Annotated in this window: 31 protein-coding genes and 1 pseudogene; all 32 read left to right on the forward strand. The window is 39.9% G+C overall.

The window, feature by feature from the left end; genetic code table 11:
- Positions 1–87: 87 nt before the first annotated feature.
- The 32 genes and pseudogenes from fusA to rplQ all read left to right on the forward strand — a co-directional run bounded on the left by fusA (position 88) and on the right by rplQ (position 18,469).
- Entirely contained in the window at positions 88–2,166 is a 2,079-nt protein-coding gene (gene fusA, locus MN204_RS18285) for an elongation factor G (protein ID WP_249872538.1), read from the forward strand.
- 125 nt (positions 2,167–2,291) lie between these two features.
- Positions 2,292–3,482 (forward strand): elongation factor Tu, encoded by a 1,191-nt coding sequence (gene tuf, locus MN204_RS18290; RefSeq protein WP_249872539.1) that lies wholly within the window; start codon positions 2,292–2,294, stop codon positions 3,480–3,482.
- A gap of 650 nt (positions 3,483–4,132) precedes the next feature.
- Positions 4,133–4,441, forward strand: a complete 309-nt coding sequence (gene rpsJ, locus MN204_RS18295) for a 30S ribosomal protein S10 (protein WP_010652096.1) — start codon at positions 4,133–4,135, stop codon at positions 4,439–4,441.
- A gap of 31 nt (positions 4,442–4,472) precedes the next feature.
- Positions 4,473–5,102: a 50S ribosomal protein L3 gene (gene rplC / locus MN204_RS18300; RefSeq protein WP_249872540.1), complete on the forward strand. Its 630-nt coding sequence runs from the start codon at positions 4,473–4,475 to the stop codon at positions 5,100–5,102.
- Positions 5,103–5,128: 26 nt separating this feature from the next.
- Positions 5,129–5,752: a 50S ribosomal protein L4 gene (gene rplD / locus MN204_RS18305; protein ID WP_249872541.1), complete on the forward strand. Its 624-nt coding sequence runs from the start codon at positions 5,129–5,131 to the stop codon at positions 5,750–5,752.
- Positions 5,752–6,039 (forward strand): 50S ribosomal protein L23, encoded by a 288-nt coding sequence (gene rplW / locus MN204_RS18310; RefSeq protein WP_249872542.1) that lies wholly within the window; start codon positions 5,752–5,754, stop codon positions 6,037–6,039. Before rplD ends, rplW begins: the two co-directional genes overlap by 1 nt.
- 29 nt (positions 6,040–6,068) lie before the next feature.
- Complete coding sequence (gene rplB, locus MN204_RS18315; protein WP_249872543.1) at positions 6,069–6,899, forward strand: 50S ribosomal protein L2; 831 nt, start codon at positions 6,069–6,071, stop codon at positions 6,897–6,899.
- Between the two features lie 57 nt (positions 6,900–6,956).
- Positions 6,957–7,235, forward strand: coding sequence for a 30S ribosomal protein S19 (gene rpsS / locus MN204_RS18320; RefSeq protein ID WP_249872544.1), 279 nt, complete (start codon positions 6,957–6,959; stop codon positions 7,233–7,235).
- 18 nt (positions 7,236–7,253) lie between these two features.
- Complete coding sequence (rplV, locus tag MN204_RS18325; protein ID WP_249872545.1) at positions 7,254–7,595, forward strand: 50S ribosomal protein L22; 342 nt, start codon at positions 7,254–7,256, stop codon at positions 7,593–7,595.
- A 3-nt stretch (positions 7,596–7,598) separates the two neighbouring features.
- Complete coding sequence (rpsC, locus tag MN204_RS18330; protein WP_249872546.1) at positions 7,599–8,240, forward strand: 30S ribosomal protein S3; 642 nt, start codon at positions 7,599–7,601, stop codon at positions 8,238–8,240.
- Between the two features lie 18 nt (positions 8,241–8,258).
- Positions 8,259–8,693 (forward strand): 50S ribosomal protein L16, encoded by a 435-nt coding sequence (rplP, locus tag MN204_RS18335; RefSeq protein WP_249872547.1) that lies wholly within the window; start codon positions 8,259–8,261, stop codon positions 8,691–8,693.
- The gene (gene rpmC, locus MN204_RS18340; RefSeq protein ID WP_249872548.1) at positions 8,683–8,883 is read left to right on the forward strand and encodes a 50S ribosomal protein L29; all 201 of its coding nucleotides are present in this window, start codon (positions 8,683–8,685) and stop codon (positions 8,881–8,883) included. The genes rplP and rpmC overlap by 11 nt, the downstream gene beginning before the upstream one ends.
- 25 nt (positions 8,884–8,908) lie before the next feature.
- On the forward strand, positions 8,909–9,172 hold the full coding sequence (rpsQ, locus tag MN204_RS18345; RefSeq protein WP_249872549.1) for a 30S ribosomal protein S17: 264 nt from the start codon (positions 8,909–8,911) through the stop codon (positions 9,170–9,172).
- 43 nt (positions 9,173–9,215) lie between these two features.
- A complete protein-coding gene (gene rplN / locus MN204_RS18350; protein ID WP_249872550.1) occupies positions 9,216–9,584 on the forward strand; it encodes a 50S ribosomal protein L14 in 369 nt (122 codons plus the stop codon).
- A 34-nt stretch (positions 9,585–9,618) separates the two neighbouring features.
- On the forward strand, positions 9,619–9,930 hold the full coding sequence (gene rplX, locus MN204_RS18355; RefSeq protein WP_249872551.1) for a 50S ribosomal protein L24: 312 nt from the start codon (positions 9,619–9,621) through the stop codon (positions 9,928–9,930).
- Positions 9,931–9,956: 26 nt separating this feature from the next.
- The gene (rplE, locus tag MN204_RS18360) at positions 9,957–10,496 is read left to right on the forward strand and encodes a 50S ribosomal protein L5 (RefSeq protein WP_010652083.1); all 540 of its coding nucleotides are present in this window, start codon (positions 9,957–9,959) and stop codon (positions 10,494–10,496) included.
- Between the two features lie 29 nt (positions 10,497–10,525).
- Entirely contained in the window at positions 10,526–10,711 is a 186-nt protein-coding gene (locus MN204_RS18365; protein WP_249872552.1) for a type Z 30S ribosomal protein S14, read from the forward strand.
- A 29-nt stretch (positions 10,712–10,740) separates the two neighbouring features.
- A complete protein-coding gene (gene rpsH, locus MN204_RS18370; RefSeq protein WP_249872553.1) occupies positions 10,741–11,139 on the forward strand; it encodes a 30S ribosomal protein S8 in 399 nt (132 codons plus the stop codon).
- A 30-nt stretch (positions 11,140–11,169) separates the two neighbouring features.
- Entirely contained in the window at positions 11,170–11,706 is a 537-nt protein-coding gene (rplF, locus tag MN204_RS18375) for a 50S ribosomal protein L6 (RefSeq protein ID WP_249872554.1), read from the forward strand.
- A 30-nt stretch (positions 11,707–11,736) separates the two neighbouring features.
- The gene (rplR, locus tag MN204_RS18380) at positions 11,737–12,099 is read left to right on the forward strand and encodes a 50S ribosomal protein L18 (protein WP_249872555.1); all 363 of its coding nucleotides are present in this window, start codon (positions 11,737–11,739) and stop codon (positions 12,097–12,099) included.
- 23 nt (positions 12,100–12,122) lie between these two features.
- Complete coding sequence (gene rpsE / locus MN204_RS18385; protein ID WP_067729248.1) at positions 12,123–12,626, forward strand: 30S ribosomal protein S5; 504 nt, start codon at positions 12,123–12,125, stop codon at positions 12,624–12,626.
- A 13-nt stretch (positions 12,627–12,639) separates the two neighbouring features.
- A complete protein-coding gene (gene rpmD / locus MN204_RS18390) occupies positions 12,640–12,822 on the forward strand; it encodes a 50S ribosomal protein L30 (RefSeq protein ID WP_249872556.1) in 183 nt (60 codons plus the stop codon).
- Positions 12,823–12,853: 31 nt separating this feature from the next.
- Positions 12,854–13,294, forward strand: coding sequence for a 50S ribosomal protein L15 (gene rplO / locus MN204_RS18395; RefSeq protein ID WP_249872557.1), 441 nt, complete (start codon positions 12,854–12,856; stop codon positions 13,292–13,294).
- Positions 13,294–14,586 (forward strand): preprotein translocase subunit SecY, encoded by a 1,293-nt coding sequence (gene secY / locus MN204_RS18400; RefSeq protein WP_249872558.1) that lies wholly within the window; start codon positions 13,294–13,296, stop codon positions 14,584–14,586. Before rplO ends, secY begins: the two co-directional genes overlap by 1 nt.
- Before the next feature lie 34 nt (positions 14,587–14,620).
- The gene (locus tag MN204_RS18405) at positions 14,621–15,265 is read left to right on the forward strand and encodes an adenylate kinase (RefSeq protein ID WP_249872559.1); all 645 of its coding nucleotides are present in this window, start codon (positions 14,621–14,623) and stop codon (positions 15,263–15,265) included.
- A gap of 225 nt (positions 15,266–15,490) precedes the next feature.
- A pseudogene (locus MN204_RS18410) lies at positions 15,491–15,774 on the forward strand (KOW domain-containing RNA-binding protein).
- Positions 15,756–15,974 (forward strand): translation initiation factor IF-1, encoded by a 219-nt coding sequence (infA, locus tag MN204_RS18415; protein ID WP_010652072.1) that lies wholly within the window; start codon positions 15,756–15,758, stop codon positions 15,972–15,974. Before MN204_RS18410 ends, infA begins: the two are co-directional and overlap by 19 nt.
- A 31-nt stretch (positions 15,975–16,005) precedes the next feature.
- Positions 16,006–16,119 carry a 50S ribosomal protein L36 gene (gene rpmJ / locus MN204_RS18420; RefSeq protein WP_010095733.1) on the forward strand — a complete coding sequence of 38 codons (114 nt, stop codon included), beginning with the start codon at positions 16,006–16,008 and terminating at the stop codon, positions 16,117–16,119.
- A 23-nt stretch (positions 16,120–16,142) separates the two neighbouring features.
- A complete protein-coding gene (gene rpsM, locus MN204_RS18425; protein ID WP_249872561.1) occupies positions 16,143–16,508 on the forward strand; it encodes a 30S ribosomal protein S13 in 366 nt (121 codons plus the stop codon).
- Positions 16,509–16,529: 21 nt separating this feature from the next.
- Positions 16,530–16,919, forward strand: coding sequence for a 30S ribosomal protein S11 (gene rpsK, locus MN204_RS18430; RefSeq protein ID WP_249872562.1), 390 nt, complete (start codon positions 16,530–16,532; stop codon positions 16,917–16,919).
- 207 nt (positions 16,920–17,126) lie between these two features.
- Complete coding sequence (locus tag MN204_RS18435) at positions 17,127–18,071, forward strand: DNA-directed RNA polymerase subunit alpha (RefSeq protein WP_249872563.1); 945 nt, start codon at positions 17,127–17,129, stop codon at positions 18,069–18,071.
- Positions 18,072–18,115: 44 nt separating this feature from the next.
- Positions 18,116–18,469 (forward strand): 50S ribosomal protein L17, encoded by a 354-nt coding sequence (gene rplQ / locus MN204_RS18440; RefSeq protein WP_249872564.1) that lies wholly within the window; start codon positions 18,116–18,118, stop codon positions 18,467–18,469.
- The last annotated feature ends 218 nt before the right edge of the window (positions 18,470–18,687 follow it).

Consider the following 18,687-nt stretch of genomic DNA (forward strand, 5'->3'; position numbering starts at 1 on the left):
CTTAGTTACACTTATGCGGTAAGAAAGTTTTTTACTTTTTTACCTGCCAAATCTAACCAAAGCTTTTAAGAGGAAGGAGAAGAATACATGGCTAGAAAGTTCTCCTTGGAAAAGACGCGTAATATTGGTATTATGGCGCATATCGATGCAGGTAAGACCACTACTACTGAGCGTATTCTTTTCTATACAGGACGTATTCATAAGATTGGTGAAACACATGAAGGTGCCTCACAAATGGACTGGATGGAACAGGAGCAGGAGCGTGGAATTACAATTACTTCCGCTGCAACAACTGCTGCTTGGAAAGAACACCGCATTAACATCATCGATACACCGGGACACGTAGACTTCACTGTTGAAGTTGAACGTTCATTGCGTGTGCTTGATGGTGCTGTAACAGTACTTGATGCACAATCAGGTGTAGAGCCGCAAACAGAAACAGTTTGGCGTCAAGCTACAACTTATGGTGTACCGCGTATTGTATTCATTAACAAAATGGATAAAACGGGTGCAGATTTCATTTATTCAACTGGTACGTTGAAAGACCGTCTCGGTGCGAATGCACATCCTGTTCAATTGCCAATCGGCGCAGAAGATGAATTTAATGGGATTATTGACTTGATCAAAATGGAAGCTCATTTCTATTTGGATGATCTTGGAACTCGTGATGAAGCGCGTGAAATTCCTGCTGAATTAAAAGAGCAGGCTGAAGAGCTGCGTGCAAGCCTGATTGAAGCAGTTGCTGAAAGTGACGAAGAATTGATGATGAAGTATCTTGAAGGGGAAGAAATTTCCAACGAAGAACTGAAACAAGCAATTCGTAACGCTACTTTAAATGTAGATTTCTATCCTGTATTTTGTGGGTCTGCATTTAAGAACAAAGGTGTTCAATTAATGTTGGATGGTGTTCTTGACTATCTTCCAGCACCAACGGATGTACCGCCAATCGAAGGTATCGTTCCTGGAACAGAAGAAAAAGTTACCCGTGCATCATCTGATGACGCACCATTCTCTGCACTGGCATTTAAAGTTATGACAGATCCATACGTAGGAAGATTGACTTTCTTCCGTGTTTACTCTGGAACTTTAGAATCTGGATCCTATGTTAGAAACTCTGTTAAGGATAAGCGTGAGCGTGTAGGACGTATCCTGCAAATGCATGCAAACTCCCGTGAAGAGATTTCAATAGCGTATTCTGGAGAAATCGCTGCTGCTGTTGGTCTAAAAGATACAACTACTGGTGATACACTATGTGATGAAAAAAATCTTGTTATTTTAGAATCCATGGAATTCCCAGAGCCAGTTATCTCTGTTGCTATTGAACCTAAAACAAAAGCTGACCAAGATAAAATGGGTACTGCATTAGCTAAATTAGCTGAAGAGGATCCTACTTTTAGAACGGAAACAAACCAAGAGACTGGTCAAACAATTATCTCTGGTATGGGTGAACTTCACCTTGACATCATTGTTGACCGTATGAGACGTGAATTTAAAGTTGAAGCTAACGTAGGCGCACCACAGGTTTCCTATCGTGAAACATTCCGTGCATCTGCTGAAGTGGAAGGTAAATTCGTACGTCAGTCCGGTGGACGTGGACAGTTCGGTCACGTTTGGATCAAATTTGAGCCAAATGAAGAGGGCGCTGGATTTGTATTTGAAAACAAAATCGTCGGTGGGGTTGTTCCGCGTGAATATATCCCTGCTGTTGAGCAAGGTGTTCGCGAATCATTGGAAAACGGCGTATTAGCTGGTTATCCATTGATCGATATTAAAGCTTCCTTATATGATGGTAGCTATCATGATGTTGACTCGAATGAAATGGCATTTAAAATAGCTGCATCAATGGCATTGAAAGCAGCCAAAAATAAATGTAATCCAGTACTTCTTGAACCAATGATGAGAGTTGAAATCGTTATTCCTGAAGAATACATGGGAGACATCATGGGTGACGTCACTTCCCGTCGTGGACGGATCGAAGGTATGGAAACTCGCGGTAATGCGCAACTTGTTAAAGGGTTTGTGCCACTTGCAGAAATGTTTGGTTATGCAACTGCATTACGTTCAAACACGCAAGGCCGTGGAACATATACAATGACGTTTGACCATTATGAAGAAACACCGAAGAGTATCACAGAAGAAATTATAAAGAAAAATTCTGGTGATTAATTGATTTTTTCTTTAAACTAACGTATAACATTTAGTAAAGGCTATGGAAATAACCTGCATGCATTATTTCGTAGCGGTAAATAAAATAATAAAAAATTGTTATTTATTTAAAGGAGGAACTATAAATGGGTAAAGAAAAGTTTGATCGCTCAAAAAGTCACGTCAACGTTGGTACAATCGGACACGTTGACCATGGTAAAACGACATTAACTGCTGCTATTACAACTGTTATGGCTAAAAGAAACGGTAATGGTACTGCAATGGGGTATGACCAAATTGATGGTGCTCCAGAAGAAAAAGAACGTGGAATTACGATTTCAACTTCACACGTAGAATATGAAACTGAAACTCGTCACTATGCACACGTTGACTGCCCGGGTCACGCTGACTACGTTAAAAATATGATCACTGGTGCTGCTCAGATGGATGGAGCTATTCTTGTAGTATCTGCTGCTGATGGCCCAATGCCACAAACTCGTGAGCATATCTTACTTTCACGTAACGTTGGGGTTCCTACAATCGTAGTATTCCTTAACAAAACAGATATGGTAGATGACGAAGAGCTACTTGAATTAGTAGAAATGGAAGTTCGTGATTTATTAACTGAATATGACTTCCCTGGTGATGATGTACCAGTAGTTAAAGGTTCTGCTCTTAAAGCTCTTGAAGGCGATGCAGAATACGAAGAAAGAATCGTTGAATTAATGGCTGCAGTTGATGAATACGTTCCAACTCCAGAGCGTGACACTGATAAACCATTCATGATGCCTGTTGAGGATGTATTCTCAATCACTGGTCGTGGAACAGTTGCAACTGGTCGTGTTGAGCGTGGTCAAGTTAAAGTTGGGGATGAAGTTGAGATCATTGGACTTAACGAAGCTCCAGGTAAAACTACTGTAACTGGTGTTGAAATGTTCCGTAAGCTTCTTGATTATGCTGAAGCTGGTGATAACATTGGTGCACTACTTCGTGGTGTTGCACGTGAAGATATCAACCGTGGTCAAGTACTTGCTAAACCAGGTACAATCACTCCACATACAAACTTTAAATCTGAAGTTTATGTATTATCAAAAGAAGAGGGTGGACGTCATACACCATTCTTCTCAAACTATCGTCCACAGTTCTACTTCCGTACAACGGATGTAACTGGAGTTATCCAACTTCCAGAAGGCGTTGAAATGGTAATGCCTGGTGATAACATTGAAATGACAATTGAACTTATCTCACCAATTGCTATTGAAGACGGTACTCGTTTTTCAATCCGTGAAGGTGGACGTACAGTAGGTTCAGGTGTTGTATCATCTATCCAAAAATAATTCATTTTATATAAAGCAGACAGCGTGACGACGCTGTCTGCTTTATTTTTTTGGCAGATAGTATAAAACTTTCCTATCTGCATAAGTGCAACTAAGGATGTCACCGAAAGGCTTGGTGACAACCAAGTTTTCTAATGGAAATTAATATCGATAAAAACTCCGCAAATAGATGCAACAGTCTAGGATCACTCTGGATTTGTAAAACTGATGTTATACGGTAGGGTTCTTAATCAGCTGTTAAGAAATTGAAATGCGATCCAAAAGCGCTTCTATGTCTATCAAGGTTTATTTTGAAGTTCATTAGGAGAGAGTAGTTATTATATAGACCTAGCCCTACAATTCGTCGTACAATCTGCTCCATCATAATGTACTAATCTCTTTCCATATAAAACTCCTAAAAAAACTCCTAAAAAAATTCTTAAAAAGCTTGCAATCAATGTAGAAACTATGTATAATACAGAAATGCGTGAACTTCTATTAAAAAATAGGAGTTGCATTGGACCGGCATTTTTAGTATAATATTAATGTTGGTCATTAAAGGCGATGATGTGGAAGGTTGTTGGCACACCCGGCCCCTTTGCCATGGCGGGGTGCTAAGGAATTTTCACGGAGAATGTCTATATGAATATGGGCGAAAAGGAGGGAAAATAATGGCAAAAGAGAAAATCAGAATTCGTTTAAAAGCATATGATCACCGTATTTTAGATCAGTCTGCTGAAAAAATTGTGGATACTGCGAAACGTTCCGGTGCTAAAGTATCTGGACCAATTCCATTACCAACTGAGAAATCTATTTATACGATACTACGTGCGGTGCATAAGTATAAAGATTCTCGCGAACAATTCGAGATGCGTACTCATAAACGTTTGATCGATATTGTTGATCCAACACCAAAGACTGTTGATTCGCTAATGCGTCTTGACTTACCATCTGGTGTGGACATTGAAATTAAACTATAAAATATGTTTTTAAATATAGGAGGTGTAACGGATGACGAAAGGAATCTTAGGTCGTAAAATCGGCATGACTCAGCTTTTTTCTGAAAACGGAGAGTTGATCCCAGTTACAGTAATTCAGGCTGAGCCAAATGTAGTTTTGCAAAAGAGAACATTAGAAAATGATGGTTATGAAGCATTGCAACTCGGTTTTGCTGATAAAAAGGAATCACGTTCAAACAAAGCGGAAAAAGGTCATGCTGAGAAAGCAAACACAGCCCCTAAGCGCTACGTTCGTGAAATCCGTAACGCAGATCTTGACACTTACGAAGTTGGTCAAGAAATCAGCGTTGAAGTTTTTCAGGCCGGAGAAAAAGTTGATGTAACAGGAACATCTAAGGGTAAAGGTTTCCAAGGTGTTATTAAACGCCACGGACAACAACGTGGACCAATGTCCCACGGTTCCCATTTCCACAGATCACCAGGTTCAATGGGTGACGTTGACCCAATGCGTGTTTTTAAAGGTAAAAACTTACCAGGACACATGGGATCTGAGCAAGTGACTATACAAAACCTTGAAATCGTTGGTGTAGATGCTGAAAAGAATCTATTGCTGGTTAAAGGTAATGTCCCTGGCGCTAAAAAATCTTATGTTCAAGTATTAAGTGCAGTAAAAGGTAACTAATCACACATACGAAGGGAGGATATGTCATGCCTAAAGTAGCACTTTTAAAACAAGATGGAAGTAATGCAGGAGATATCGAGTTAAACGATTCCGTTTTCGGTATTGAACCAAATACACATGTATTGCATGAAGCAGTATTGATGCAACGTGCATCATTAAGACAAGGTAATCATGCAGTTAAAAATCGCTCTGAAGTACGCGGTGGCGGTCGTAAACCATGGCGTCAAAAAGGAACTGGCCGTGCGCGTCAAGGATCTATTCGCTCACCACAATGGGTTGGCGGTGGAGTTGTTTTTGGACCAACACCACGCAGCTACAGCTACAAATTACCGAAGAAAGTACGTCGTTTAGCACTTAAATCCGCATTGTCTTCTAAAGTAAAAGAAGATAGCTTACTTGTATTGGATAACATTGTAATCGATGCTCCAAAAACAAAAGAAGTTATAAAAATGCTGGATGCGTTAAACGTTGATACAAAAGTACTGATCGTAACTGCTGAAAAAGATGAAGCAGTAATACGCTCAGCAAACAACCTTCAATCTGTTAAAGTATTAACAGTAGAGGGATTGAATGTACTAGACTTGCTTACGCATGACAAGCTGATCATTTCTAAAGATGCAGCTGAAAAAGCAGGGGAGGTGCTCGCATAATGAAAGACGTACGTGATGTTATTAAACGTCCTGTCATTACAGAGAATTCCGCAGATTTAATGGCAGACAAAAAATATACGTTCGAAGTATCTCCAAAAGCAAACAAAACAGAGATTAAAGATGCAGTAGAAACAATCTTTGGTGTTAAAGTTGAGAAAGTCAACACGATGAATGTCAAAGGTAAATTCAAGCGAATGGGCCGTTACGGTGGATATCGCTCAGATCGTAAAAAAGCTATCGTTCAGCTTACAGAAGACAGTAAAGAACTGGATTTCTTCGAAGCTTAAACTAAAAATTTCGAGAAGGAGGGAAAAAGATGGCGATTAAAAAATACAAACCAACCTCAAATGGTAGACGTAATATGTCTGTATCAGATTTTGCAGAAATCACTACGGATACTCCTGAGAAATCCCTTTTGGCACCATTGCACAAACGCGGTGGACGTAACAACCAAGGGAGATTAACGGTTCGTCATCAAGGTGGCGGTCACAAACGTCAATACCGTGTTATCGACTTTAAACGTGATAAAGATGGTATACCAGGACGCGTTGCCACAATTGAATATGATCCAAACCGTACAGCAAACATTGCATTGATCAATTATGCTGACGGAGAAAAACGTTATATTTTAGCTCCGAAAGGACTTAAAGTAGGGCAGGTAATTGAGTCAGGTGTAAATGCAGATATCAAAGTTGGTAATGCACTTCCACTAGCAAACATTCCTGTTGGTACGATCATTCATAACATCGAATTAAAACCAGGACGCGGTGGACAAATCGCTCGTTCAGCTGGTGCTCAAGCTCAAATTCTTGGTCGTGAAGAAAAATATACACTCGTACGTTTGTCTTCCGGCGAAGTTCGTTTAATTCTTACTACTTGCCGTGCTTCAATTGGTCAGATTGGTAACATTGAACATGAACTTATCCGCATCGGTAAAGCTGGTCGCTCGCGCTGGTTAGGCAAACGCCCAACTGTTCGTGGTTCCGTAATGAACCCTAACGATCACCCACACGGTGGTGGTGAAGGACGTGCTCCAATCGGACGTAAATCACCAATGTCACCATGGGGTAAACCAACTCTTGGTTACAAAACGCGTAAACGCAACAAGCCGTCTGATAAATATATCGTTCGTAAACGTAAAAAATAATCGGAATAAAGGGCGGGAAGTAAGACCCGTCTCTCAATTGCGGAAGGAGGTTTATCCATGGGTCGTAGTTTGAAAAAAGGACCTTTTGCAGATGACCATCTATTAAAGAAAATTGATACTTTAAATGAGGATGACAAGAAACAAGTTGTTAAAACTTGGTCACGTCGCTCAACAATTTTCCCGACATTTATTGGTCACACAATAGCTGTTTATGATGGACGCAAACATGTGCCAGTTTATATAACAGAAGATATGGTCGGACATAAATTAGGTGAATTCGCACCAACTCGTACGTACAGAGGACACTCTGGTGACGATAAGAGAACAAAACGATAATGAGAGGAGGTACTAGGCATGCAAGCTAAAGCCGTTGCGAAATCAGTTCGTATTGCTCCTCGTAAGGTTCGTTTAGTCGTAGATCTAATTCGAGGAAAAAATGTTGGCGAAGCAATTGCAATTTTACGCCACACACAACGCGGTGCTTCTCCAGTCGTAGAAAAAGTTTTGAATTCTGCTATCGCAAATGCAGAACACAACTACGAAATGGATACAGATAATCTAATTATCTCCGAAGCATTCGTAAATGAAGGTGCAACAATGAAACGTTTCCGTCCACGTGCACAAGGACGCGCAAGTAAAATCAACAAACGCACAAGCCACATTACAGTAGTGGTAACAGAAAAGAAGGAGGGATAGTCAGTGGGTCAAAAAGTGAATCCGACAGGTCTTCGCGTAGGTATCATTAAAGACTGGGAGTCAAAATGGTATGCAGGTAAAGACTATGCAGACTTACTGCATGAAGATATTAAAATCAGAGAATATCTTGAAAACCGCTTAAGTACAGCTGCTGTTTCTTCTATCGAAATCGAACGTGCAGCTAACCGTGTAAACATTACAATTCATACTGGTAAGCCAGGGATGGTAATTGGAAAAGGCGGTTCTGAAGTAGAAGCTCTACGTAAATCATTAAACAGTTTGACAGGCAAAAGAGTTCATATCAATATCGTTGAAATCAAGAAAGTTGATCTTAACGCTAAATTGGTTTCGGACAACATTGCTCGTCAATTAGAAAACCGTATTTCATTCCGTCGTGCTCAAAAGCAAGCAATTCAACGCGCAATGCGTGGAGGAGCTAAAGGAATTAAAACTCAAGTTTCCGGCCGTCTAGGTGGAGCAGATATCGCTCGTGCGGAACATTATAGTGAAGGAACAGTGCCACTACACACATTACGTGCTGATATTGACTATGGTACAGCAGAAGCTGATACTACTTATGGTAAATTAGGTGTTAAAGTGTGGATCTATCGTGGAGAAGTCCTTCCAACGAAAACCAACAAATAAGGGAGGGGGCTCATTACTATGTTAATGCCTAAACGTGTTAAATATCGTAGACAACATCGTGGTAAAATGAGAGGCCAAGCAAAAGGTGGCACAACGGTTGCTTTCGGTGAGTTCGGTTTACAAGCAACAGAAGCATCATGGATTACAAGCCGTCAAATCGAGGCCGCTCGTATTGCAATGACTCGTTACATGAAACGTGGTGGTAAAGTCTGGATTAAAATCTTCCCAGACAAACCATATACTGCAAAGCCTCTTGAAGTCCGAATGGGATCCGGTAAAGGTGCTCCTGAAGGATGGGTAGCAGTAGTTAAACCTGGAAAAATTATGTTTGAAATCGCAGGTGTACCAGAAGAAGTTGCTCGTGAAGCGCTAAGACTTGCTTCTCATAAACTGCCGATTAAAACAAAATTCGTAAAACGTGAAGAAATTGGTGGTGAAAGCAATGAAAGCTAATGAAATAAGAGATCTAACCACTGCCGAAATTGAACAAAAAGTAAAATCGTTAAAAGAAGAACTATTTAATTTACGCTTCCAGCTTGCTACTGGCCAGTTGGAAAACACTGCACGAATCCGTGAAGTACGGAAAGCAATCGCACGTATGAAAACTGTTGTACGTCAACGTGAAATAAGCGTGAATAACTGATTCTAAAGAGAGGAGGTTAGCCTCAATGACTGAACGTAATAATCGTAAAGTATATACAGGCCGTGTTGTTTCCGACAAAATGGATAAAACAATCACAGTTTTAGTTGAAACTTACAAATTTCATAAATTATACGGTAAACGTGTTAAGTATTCTAAGAAATTCAAGGCACATGATGAAAACAATGTTGCAAAAATAGGTGATGTCGTTCGTGTTATGGAAACTCGCCCATTATCAGCTACGAAACGTTTTCGTTTACTAGAAGTAACAGAAGAAGCGGTAATCATCTAATTAAAGTTCGCTCGGAATGTATCCGAAGGGAGGTCACAGCGTTATGATTCAACAGGAATCTCGTTTAAAAGTTGCAGATAACTCTGGTGCTCGTGAAGTATTGACCATCAAAGTATTGGGTGGATCAGGACGTAAGACTGCTAATATTGGTGATGTAATTGTTTGTACAGTCAAACAAGCAACACCAGGCGGCGTTGTCAAAAAAGGCGAAGTTGTTAAAGCAGTAATCGTACGTACTAAATCTGGTGCACGTCGTAAAGATGGATCATATATCCGTTTTGATGAAAATGCGGCCGTAATTATCCGTGATGATAAAAGTCCAAGAGGAACTCGTATCTTCGGACCAGTTGCACGTGAATTACGCGATGCTAAATTCATGAAAATCGTATCTCTAGCTCCAGAAGTGTTATAAGAATGAATTACCTTGTCAAGGAGGTGCGTTAAGCATGCATGTTAAAAAAGGTGATAAAGTTAAAGTATTATCCGGTAAAGACCGCGGTAAAACAGGTACAATATTAGAAGCATTTCCGAAAAAAGAGCGTGTGCTTGTTGAAGGAATCAACATGATCCAAAAGCACGCGAAACCTTCTCAAGATAATCCGCAAGGCGGAATTCTAAATATAGAAGCTCCAATTCATGTTTCTAATGTAATGCCATTAGATCCAAAATCCGGTGAACCAACTCGTGTTGGGTATGAAGTACGAGACGGAAAGAAAGTCCGCATCGCTAAAAAATCCGGTGAAGCTTTAGATAAATAATTTAGCGACGAAAGGAGGGCGCCACTATGAACGAATTAAAACAAAAATACCAAGGTGAAATTGCACCATCTTTAATGAATAAATTCAATTACGATTCTGTAATGCAAGTACCAAAAGTAGAAAAGATTGTTATTAACATGGGTGTTGGTGATGCAGTTCAAAATTCAAAAGCATTAGATAGTGCTGTTGAAGAACTTTCTTTAATTTCTGGTCAAAAACCATTAATCACTCGTGCGAAGAAATCAATCGCTGGTTTCCGCCTTCGTGAAGGGATGCCTATCGGGGCAAAAGTTACCCTTCGCGGTGAGCGTATGTACGAATTCCTACAAAAGCTAATCGCGGTATCACTTCCACGTGTACGTGACTTCCGTGGTATCTCAAAAAAAGCTTTTGATGGTCGTGGTAATTACACATTAGGTGTTAAAGAGCAACTGATTTTCCCAGAAATTAATTATGATAAGGTAAGCAAAGTTCGTGGTATGGATATCGTTATCGTAACTACATCCAATACTGACGAAGAAGCTCGTGAACTTTTAGCTCAGCTAGGCATGCCTTTCCAAAAATAAGCTAAGAGCTAATACAAGGAGGGAAAATTGTGGCTAAAAAATCTATGATTGCGAAACAAAAACGTCCGCACAAATATAAAGTACAAGAATACACACGCTGTGAGCGTTGTGGTCGTCCACACTCTGTAATCCGTAAATTTAAACTTTGCCGTATTTGTTTCCGTGAACTTGCCTATAAAGGTCAAATTCCTGGCGTCAAAAAAGCAAGCTGGTAAACCCCGATTCGGGAAGGAGGTAATTAGTAATGGTTATGACAGATCCAATCGCAGATATGCTTACTCGCATTCGTAATGCAAATATGGTTAAACATGAAAAATTAGAGCTTCCTGCTTCTAACATGAAAAAAGAGATCGCTGATATCCTGAAACGTGAAGGTTTTGTTAAAGATTATGAATTAGTCGAAGACAACAAACAAGGTGTTCTGCGTATTTTCCTTAAATATAGTGCAAGCGAAGAGAGAGTAATTACAGGTATCAAACGTATTAGTAAACCAGGATTGCGCGTATACGCTAAAGCAGACGAAGTACCACGTGTACTTAATGGTTTAGGTATAGCTATCGTATCAACATCTAAAGGTGTGTTATCTGACAAAGAAGCACGTTCACAAGCTGTTGGTGGCGAAGTTCTTGCGTATGTTTGGTAATTAACATTTTTTAAAGAGGAGGTGCATGGAATGTCTCGTATAGGACTTAAACCGATAGAAATCCCTGAAGGTGTAGAACTTAAACTTAATGGCACTACGGTTACTGTTAAAGGACCAAAAGGTGAATTAACAAGAGAATTGCACTCAGATATGAAAATAAATATTGAAGATAACGTTCTTACAGTTGAACGTCCAAGTGACCATAAAGACCATCGTGCCCTGCACGGAACTACTCGCAGCCTAATCAACAACATGGTTGAAGGCGTAAGTAAAGGTTTCGAAAAATCACTTGAGATTATTGGTGTTGGGTATCGTGCACAAAAACAAGGAAACAAACTTGTAGTTAGCGCTGGTTATTCACATCCAGTTGAAATCGATGCAATTGATGGCATTGAAATTGACGTTCCTAAAAACACACAATTAACTATAAAAGGTATTGATAAAGAATTGGTTGGTGCAGTTGCAGCTAACATAAGAGCAATCAGACCACCAGAGCCTTACAAAGGTAAAGGTATTCGTTATACTGATGAATATGTACGCCGTAAAGAAGGTAAAACTGCCAAGTAAGATTAGTTAGGCGAGAAAGGAGTGACCTAGATGATCACAAAACCTGACAAAAATATTGTCCGTAAAAAAAGACACGGTCGCGTTCGTAAAAACCTCTTTGGTACAGCCGAGCGTCCACGTCTTAACGTATTCCGTTCAAATAAAAACATTTATGCTCAATTAATAGACGATATTAATGGAATAACTGTAGCAAGTGCTTCAACTGCTGACAAAGATCTTAACATTGGCGCTGGTTCAAACGTTGAGAACGCTGAGAAAGTTGGAGAAGCAATCGCAAAACGTGCTCTGGATAAAGGTTACAAATCGGTTGTATTTGACCGTGGAGGATATCTTTATCATGGACGTGTAAAAGCATTGGCAGATGCTGCCCGCGAGGCAGGTCTCGAATTTTAATTGATAAAGGAGGTTACCATTTTATGAAAACTAACATTGATCCGAACAAATTAGATCTTGAAGAACGCGTTGTGACGGTCAACCGTGTTGCTAAAGTTGTAAAAGGTGGACGTCGTTTCCGCTTTGCAGCGTTGGTAGTAGTCGGAGACAAAAATGGTCATGTAGGTTTCGGTACTGGTAAAGCACAAGAAGTACCGGAAGCAATTAAAAAAGCAGTTGATGACGCGAAGAAAAATTTAATTACTGTACCAATCGTTGGAACTACAATTCCTCACCAAATTAATGGACGTTTTGGTTCTGGTAATGTATTGATGAAGCCTGCTTCAGAAGGTACTGGAGTTATCTCTGGTGGCCCGGTTCGTGCTATTTTAGAACTTGCTGGTGTTGGTGATATTTTAACAAAATCACTAGGTTCGAACACACCAATCAATATGATCCGTGCAACATTGAATGGCTTAACAAATTTAAAAACAGCTGAGGACGTAGCAAAATTACGTGGAAAGTCTGTAGAAGAACTGTTAGGATAAGGAGGGAAACACTATGTCTAAAAAATTAGAAATAACCCTCACACGCAGTGTCATTGGTGGAACAGCAGTTCAAAGAAAAACTGTTGAAGCATTAGGGTTAAAGAAAATTCGTCAATCCGTCGTACGTGAAGATACTCCAGCCGTTCGTGGTATGGTGAATAGAGTGTCCCACTTATTGGCAGTTAAAGAAGTATAATAACACATTAGCGTAAAGAGGAGGTGCTCGCATGAAACTTCATGAATTGAAGGCAGCAGAAGGAACTCGAAAAGAGAGAAATCGTGTTGGACGTGGTATGTCTTCTGGTAACGGAAAAACTTCCGGCCGTGGACATAAAGGACAAAAAGCACGTTCAGGCGGTGGTGTACGTCCGGGCTTTGAAGGTGGACAAATGCCTTTATTCCAACGTCTACCTAAACGCGGATTTACAAACATCAATCGCAAAGAATATTCAATCGTAAACTTAGATACGTTAAACCGCTTTGAAGAAGGCACTGAAATCACACCAGAGCTATTACTTGAAAAAGGTGTCGTAAGCAAACTTAATGCCGGTATTAAAATACTTGGCAAAGGCGCTATCGAGAAAAAAGTAACAGTAAAAGCTCATAAGTTCTCTGCTTCAGCTAAAGAAGCAATTGAGGCAGCGGGCGGTCAAACCGAGGTGATCTAATGTTTCGTACAATCTCCAATTTTATGCGCGTAGCTGATATTAGACGGAAAATAATTTTTACATTATTAATGTTGATTGTCTTCCGAATAGGCACCTTTATTCCTGTGCCGTTTACAGATAAAGCAGCAATCGATTTTATGAACCAGCAAAATGTATTTGGGTTTCTGAACACCTTTGGTGGTGGAGCCCTTCAAAACTTCTCTATCTTCGCGATGGGAATAATGCCATACATTACAGCATCCATCATCATGCAACTACTGCAAATGGATGTTGTACCTAAATTTACCGAATGGAAAAAACAAGGTGAAATGGGTCGTAAAAAAATTGCGCAGGTTACTCGCTACGGAACGATTGTTCTTGCTTTTGTTCAGGCAATTGCAATGTCAGTTGGTTTTAATGCGATGGCTGGTGGCTTATTGATAGTCGATCCAAGCTTTATGAAGTTTCTTATCATTGCTATTGTATTAACAGCCGGAACAGCATTTTTAATGTGGGTTGGTGAACAGATTACTGCACAAGGTGTTGGCAACGGGATTTCCATCCTGATTTTCGCTGGTATCGTCGCAGCAGTACCGAATGGTGTTGGTCAACTTTACAGCCAGTATTTTGTTAATCCTGGTGATGAGCTGTTCATTAACATCATCATTGTTCTTCTGATCGCATTGGTCGCTGTAGCTGTAACAGTTGGAGTTATATTTGTTAACCAAGCATTAAGAAAAATACCGATTCAATATGCAAAAAAACTTGTTAATCGATCTCCGGTAGGTGGTCAATCAACTCATTTGCCTATTAAAGTAAATGCTTCTGGGGTTATCCCTGTAATCTTCGCGATTGCATTTATGATTGCACCAACGACGATTGCTGGTTTCTTTGAAGGTAGTCAAGTAGCAAATACAATTACGTATATATTTGACTATACACAGCCTGTCGGTATGGTTATATATGTAGCGCTAATCATCGCTTTCACATATTTCTATACGTTTGTTCAAGTAAACCCTGAACAGATGGCTGAGAATTTGCAAAAACAAGGTGGATATATTCCAGGTATCCGTCCGGGGAATAATACAGAACAATATCTTACACGTGTTATGTATCGCTTAACATTTGTAGGTGCGCTCTTTTTAGCAGCAGTATCTGTATTTCCTATGATTTTAGGTGGTCTTGCTAATTTGCCAACAGCAGTACAAATCGGTGGCACAAGTTTACTAATCGTTGTAGGGGTAGCATTACAGACAATGAAACAACTAGAGAGTCAGTTAGTGAAGCGTCACTACAAAGGATTTATTAAGTAATTTCCTGCTGCCAATGAAGAGCGAGGGGAAAATATTGAATTTAATTTTAATGGGCTTACCTGGTGCTGGTAAAGGTACTCAGGCAGAGAAAATAAATGAAAAATATAACATCCCTCACATTTCAACTGGGGATATGTTTCGACTAGCTATCAAAGAGGGTACAGACCTCGGCATGAAAGCTAAGGAATATATGGATCAAGGAGATCTTGTTCCGGATGAAGTAACCATTGGAATTGTGAAAGAGCGTTTAAGCAAACCCGACTGTGCAAATGGATTTCTTTTGGATGGATTTCCAAGAACCATTGCTCAGGCTGAAGCATTACAACAACTTCTAACTGATTTAGACAGATCTATTGATCATGTATTACATGTAGATGTACCAGAAAAAAATTTGGTAGAGCGTTTAACAGGACGCAGAATTTGTCCGACTTGCGGAACAACATACCATGTTGTTTACAATCCTCCAAAAGAGGAAGGTATATGTGATAAAGATGGATCTCAGTTAATTCAACGGGATGACGATCAACCAGAAACGGTTAAAAAGCGTTTATCTGTTAATATAGAACAAACACAACCCTTACTTGATTTTTATCAGGATAAAGGATATCTTGTGAAAGTAAACGGAGATCGTGATATCGAAGAAGTCTTTCAGGATATTCAATCCATATTAGGAAAATAAGTCATTAATTGTTCCTAGACAGAATAGGTGCATTCCAAGCTGTGAAAAGTTATAATTAATGACGTGAGTTAACATGAGAACACGTGTATTACTTTGAATAAAGTGACACAGGATGATAAATAGTTACTCTATTTTCTATATAAATTTAAACAAAAGCCTAAGTGATGGTGAGCGCTGTTGTACGAAGATAATTCGGTTCCGCTGAAGGGACAGATAGTTCGTATTATGCAGGGACGTGATACTGGACAATACGCAGTCGTTATTGCAATTGTTGATGATCGGTTTGTCCTTTTGGCCGACGGGGAAAAGCGCAAATTTGATCGACCAAAGAAGAAGAATCTGCATCATATTGAGATGATGGATTATATTTCCCCTGAAGTCCAAAACAGCCTTCTAGAAACTGGTCGTGTCACAAATGGGAAATTACGATTTGCCATAACTAAATTTATAGGTGAGGTTGTGACTGATTGAAGAAGGGAGATCAACTCAAGTGGCTAAAGATGATGTAATTGAAGTTGAAGGTACCGTAACGGATACATTGCCAAATGCGATGTTTAAAGTTGAGCTTGAAAATGGCCATACGGTCTTAGCGCATGTATCTGGTAAAATCCGTATGCATTTTATCCGCATACTACCGGGTGATAAAGTGACGGTTGAACTTTCTCCGTATGATTTAACCAGAGGGCGAATTACGTACCGTTATAAATAAACGAGCTCCGATATAAAAGGAGGTAAAGATGATGAAGGTAAGAGCATCTGTTAAACCAATTTGCGAAAAATGCAAAGTCATCAAACGCAAAGGTAAAGTAATGGTGATTTGCGAAAATCCGAAACATAAACAAAAACAAGGCTAAAAAACAGGAGGTGCTTATGTTCTATGGCACGTATTGCAGGTATTGACATTCCACGTGACAAACGTGTAGTAATTTCATTGACATACATTTATGGAATTGGAAAAGTTACCGCACAGAAAGTCCTCAAAGAAGCAGGCGTTTCTGAAGACACTCGTGTACGTGATTTAACGGAAGAAGAATTAGGGAAAATCCGTCAAGCGATTGATGTATACAACACAGAAGGTGACCTTCGTCGTGAAGTATCACTCAACATCAAACGTCTGATTGAAATCGGATCATACAGAGGTCTTCGTCACCGTCGTGGTTTACCAGTTCGTGGTCAAAAAACCAAAAACAATTCACGTACTCGTAAAGGCCCACGTAAGACAATGGCTAACAAGAAAAAGTAAAGTAAGGAGGTAAGCTAAACAATGGCACGTAAACAAAATACACGCAAACGTCGTGTGAAAAAGAATATTGAGTCAGGTATAGCGCATATCCGTTCTACATTTAACAATACAATTGTTACGATTACGGATACACAAGGTAATGCTGTTGGATGGAGCTCTGCTGGTGCATTAGGCTTCAAAGGATCACGTAAATCCACTCCTTTCGCAGCGCAAATGGCAGCTGAAAGTGCAGCTAAAACAGCGGTCGAAAACGGCATGAAAACATTAGAAGTTACTGTTAAAGGTCCTGGAGCTGGACGTGAAGCTGCTATTCGCTCACTTCAAGCAGCAGGTTTGGAAGTTACAGCAATTGTTGATGTAACACCAGTTCCTCACAATGGTTGTCGCCCACCAAAACGTCGTCGCGTATAATTTTACCGTATAGAATTTGTCACCCTGTCTATAATGGGTTATGATAGCTAAAATATTTAAAGCAACGATCCAACAGCATCTGAGACAGACTCGTACGAAAGAAATGCAGGTAGCGCAGAAACGCCAACTGCCTTATTTGAGGAATTTCGGTTAGACAGAACAGATGTCTAGCCGGGGTTTCGACGTTTTAAAGGAGGGTTTTATTGAATGATCGAAATAGAAAAGCCAAAAATTGAAACGCTTGAAATCAGCGATGATGCTACATTTGGAAAATTCGTGGTTGAACCGCTTGAACGTGGATATGGTGCCACTCTTGGAAACTCCTTGCGTCGTATCTTATTATCCTCACTACCAGGTGCTGCAGTTACTACAGTTCAAATTGACGGTGCACTCCATGAGTTTTCAACGATTGATGGTGTTGTTGAAGATGTAACAACAATAATTTTGAATCTGAAAAAACTCGCTCTAAAAATCTATTCTGATGAGCCCAAAACATTGGAAATAGATGTACAAGGTGAAGGAAAAGTTACTGCTGGTGATCTGACTTATGACAGTGATGTAGAAGTAATGAATCCGGATCTGCATATTGCTACGCTTAACAGCAAAGGCAATTTACACATGAAATTGACAGCTGAGCGTGGGCGCGGCTATCGTCAAGCAGATGAAAACAAAAGTGATGAACAGCCAATTGGTGTAATTCCAGTTGATTCTATCTTCACTCCAGTTTCACGTGTTACGTATCAAGTAGAGAATACACGTGTCGGCCAAGTGGCAGACTATGACAAATTAACATTGGATGTTACTACTGATGGAAGCATTCGTCCTGAAGAAGCTGTTTCTTTAGGTGCTAAAATCATTTCGGAACATCTCAATATATTTGTTGGTTTGACAGACGAAGCACAAAATGCTGAAATCATGGTTGAAAAAGAAGAAGATCAAAAAGAGAAAGTCATGGAAATGACAATCGAAGAACTTGATCTTTCTGTTAGATCATACAACTGCTTAAAACGCGCTGGAATCAATACTGTTCAGGAACTTGCCAACAAGTCTGAAGAGGATATGATGAAAGTACGTAATTTAGGCCGTAAATCTTTAGAAGAAGTAAAAGTAAAATTAGTGGACCTAGGATTAGGTTTACGAGATGATGACTGATTTATACAGTCACCTTTAGAGTTTCAAAAAGGGAGGGATAGTCCATGGCTAGAAAGTTAGGACGTACAACAGACAATCGTATGGCACTACTTCGCAACCTTGCATCTGATTTAATTATTCATGAACGGATTGAAACAACAGAAGCAAAAGCGAAAGAGCTTAAATCTATAGTGGAGAAAATGATTACACTTGGAAAACGCGGTGATCTACATGCACGTCGTCAAGCTGCAGCATTCTTGTACAACAAAGAAGCAGATGAAGAAAACAGTGTTCTTCAAAAGCTTTTTAATGATGTTGCCAAGCGTTATGAAGACAGACAAGGTGGATACACACGTGTTCTTAAACTAGGTGAGCGCCAAGGTGATGGAGCAAAAATGGCAATCATCGAATTGGTATAATCACAAAACATACGGCAAGGGCAGGACTCAATCTCTCTCACGAGGTTAATCCAAGCCCTTTTTTTGTAGTAAAGAAAAGTGTAGCGGGCTCGCCCAGAGACGGAGGGTATAAGCAAGGGACCACAGTGCAGGTGTTTTCCCTGCACAGTGTGTCAATTGCTTATACCCCGTAGTCTCTAGCCCACGCGATACTAGACAGGCAAACTAATTCATTTTAA

The organism is Oceanobacillus saliphilus (genome assembly GCF_023522835.1).
Classification (GTDB): domain Bacteria; phylum Bacillota; class Bacilli; order Bacillales; family Amphibacillaceae; genus Oceanobacillus; species Oceanobacillus saliphilus.

Bases quoted from the DNA above. Each gene is read 5' to 3' on its own strand.
- fusA (WP_249872538.1), top strand. From the start codon at position 88: ATGGCTAGAAAGTTCTCCTTGGAAAAGACGCGTAATATTGGTATTATG.
- tuf (WP_249872539.1), top strand. From the start codon at position 2,292: ATGGGTAAAGAAAAGTTTGATCGCTCAAAAAGTCACGTCAACGTTGGT.
- rpsJ (WP_010652096.1), top strand. From the start codon at position 4,133: ATGGCAAAAGAGAAAATCAGAATTCGTTTAAAAGCATATGATCACCGT.
- rplC (WP_249872540.1), top strand. From the start codon at position 4,473: ATGACGAAAGGAATCTTAGGTCGTAAAATCGGCATGACTCAGCTTTTT.
- rplD (WP_249872541.1), top strand. From the start codon at position 5,129: ATGCCTAAAGTAGCACTTTTAAAACAAGATGGAAGTAATGCAGGAGAT.
- rplW (WP_249872542.1), top strand. From the start codon at position 5,752: ATGAAAGACGTACGTGATGTTATTAAACGTCCTGTCATTACAGAGAAT.
- rplB (WP_249872543.1), top strand. From the start codon at position 6,069: ATGGCGATTAAAAAATACAAACCAACCTCAAATGGTAGACGTAATATG.
- rpsS (WP_249872544.1), top strand. From the start codon at position 6,957: ATGGGTCGTAGTTTGAAAAAAGGACCTTTTGCAGATGACCATCTATTA.
- rplV (WP_249872545.1), top strand. From the start codon at position 7,254: ATGCAAGCTAAAGCCGTTGCGAAATCAGTTCGTATTGCTCCTCGTAAG.
- rplP (WP_249872547.1), top strand. From the start codon at position 8,259: ATGTTAATGCCTAAACGTGTTAAATATCGTAGACAACATCGTGGTAAA.
- rpmC (WP_249872548.1), top strand. From the start codon at position 8,683: ATGAAAGCTAATGAAATAAGAGATCTAACCACTGCCGAAATTGAACAA.
- rpsQ (WP_249872549.1), top strand. From the start codon at position 8,909: ATGACTGAACGTAATAATCGTAAAGTATATACAGGCCGTGTTGTTTCC.
- rplN (WP_249872550.1), top strand. From the start codon at position 9,216: ATGATTCAACAGGAATCTCGTTTAAAAGTTGCAGATAACTCTGGTGCT.
- rplX (WP_249872551.1), top strand. From the start codon at position 9,619: ATGCATGTTAAAAAAGGTGATAAAGTTAAAGTATTATCCGGTAAAGAC.
- rplE (WP_010652083.1), top strand. From the start codon at position 9,957: ATGAACGAATTAAAACAAAAATACCAAGGTGAAATTGCACCATCTTTA.
- rpsH (WP_249872553.1), top strand. From the start codon at position 10,741: ATGGTTATGACAGATCCAATCGCAGATATGCTTACTCGCATTCGTAAT.
- rplF (WP_249872554.1), top strand. From the start codon at position 11,170: ATGTCTCGTATAGGACTTAAACCGATAGAAATCCCTGAAGGTGTAGAA.
- rplR (WP_249872555.1), top strand. From the start codon at position 11,737: ATGATCACAAAACCTGACAAAAATATTGTCCGTAAAAAAAGACACGGT.
- rpsE (WP_067729248.1), top strand. From the start codon at position 12,123: ATGAAAACTAACATTGATCCGAACAAATTAGATCTTGAAGAACGCGTT.
- rpmD (WP_249872556.1), top strand. From the start codon at position 12,640: ATGTCTAAAAAATTAGAAATAACCCTCACACGCAGTGTCATTGGTGGA.
- rplO (WP_249872557.1), top strand. From the start codon at position 12,854: ATGAAACTTCATGAATTGAAGGCAGCAGAAGGAACTCGAAAAGAGAGA.
- secY (WP_249872558.1), top strand. From the start codon at position 13,294: ATGTTTCGTACAATCTCCAATTTTATGCGCGTAGCTGATATTAGACGG.
- rpmJ (WP_010095733.1), top strand. From the start codon at position 16,006: ATGAAGGTAAGAGCATCTGTTAAACCAATTTGCGAAAAATGCAAAGTC.
- rpsM (WP_249872561.1), top strand. From the start codon at position 16,143: ATGGCACGTATTGCAGGTATTGACATTCCACGTGACAAACGTGTAGTA.
- rpsK (WP_249872562.1), top strand. From the start codon at position 16,530: ATGGCACGTAAACAAAATACACGCAAACGTCGTGTGAAAAAGAATATT.
- MN204_RS18435 (WP_249872563.1), top strand. From the start codon at position 17,127: ATGATCGAAATAGAAAAGCCAAAAATTGAAACGCTTGAAATCAGCGAT.
- rplQ (WP_249872564.1), top strand. From the start codon at position 18,116: ATGGCTAGAAAGTTAGGACGTACAACAGACAATCGTATGGCACTACTT.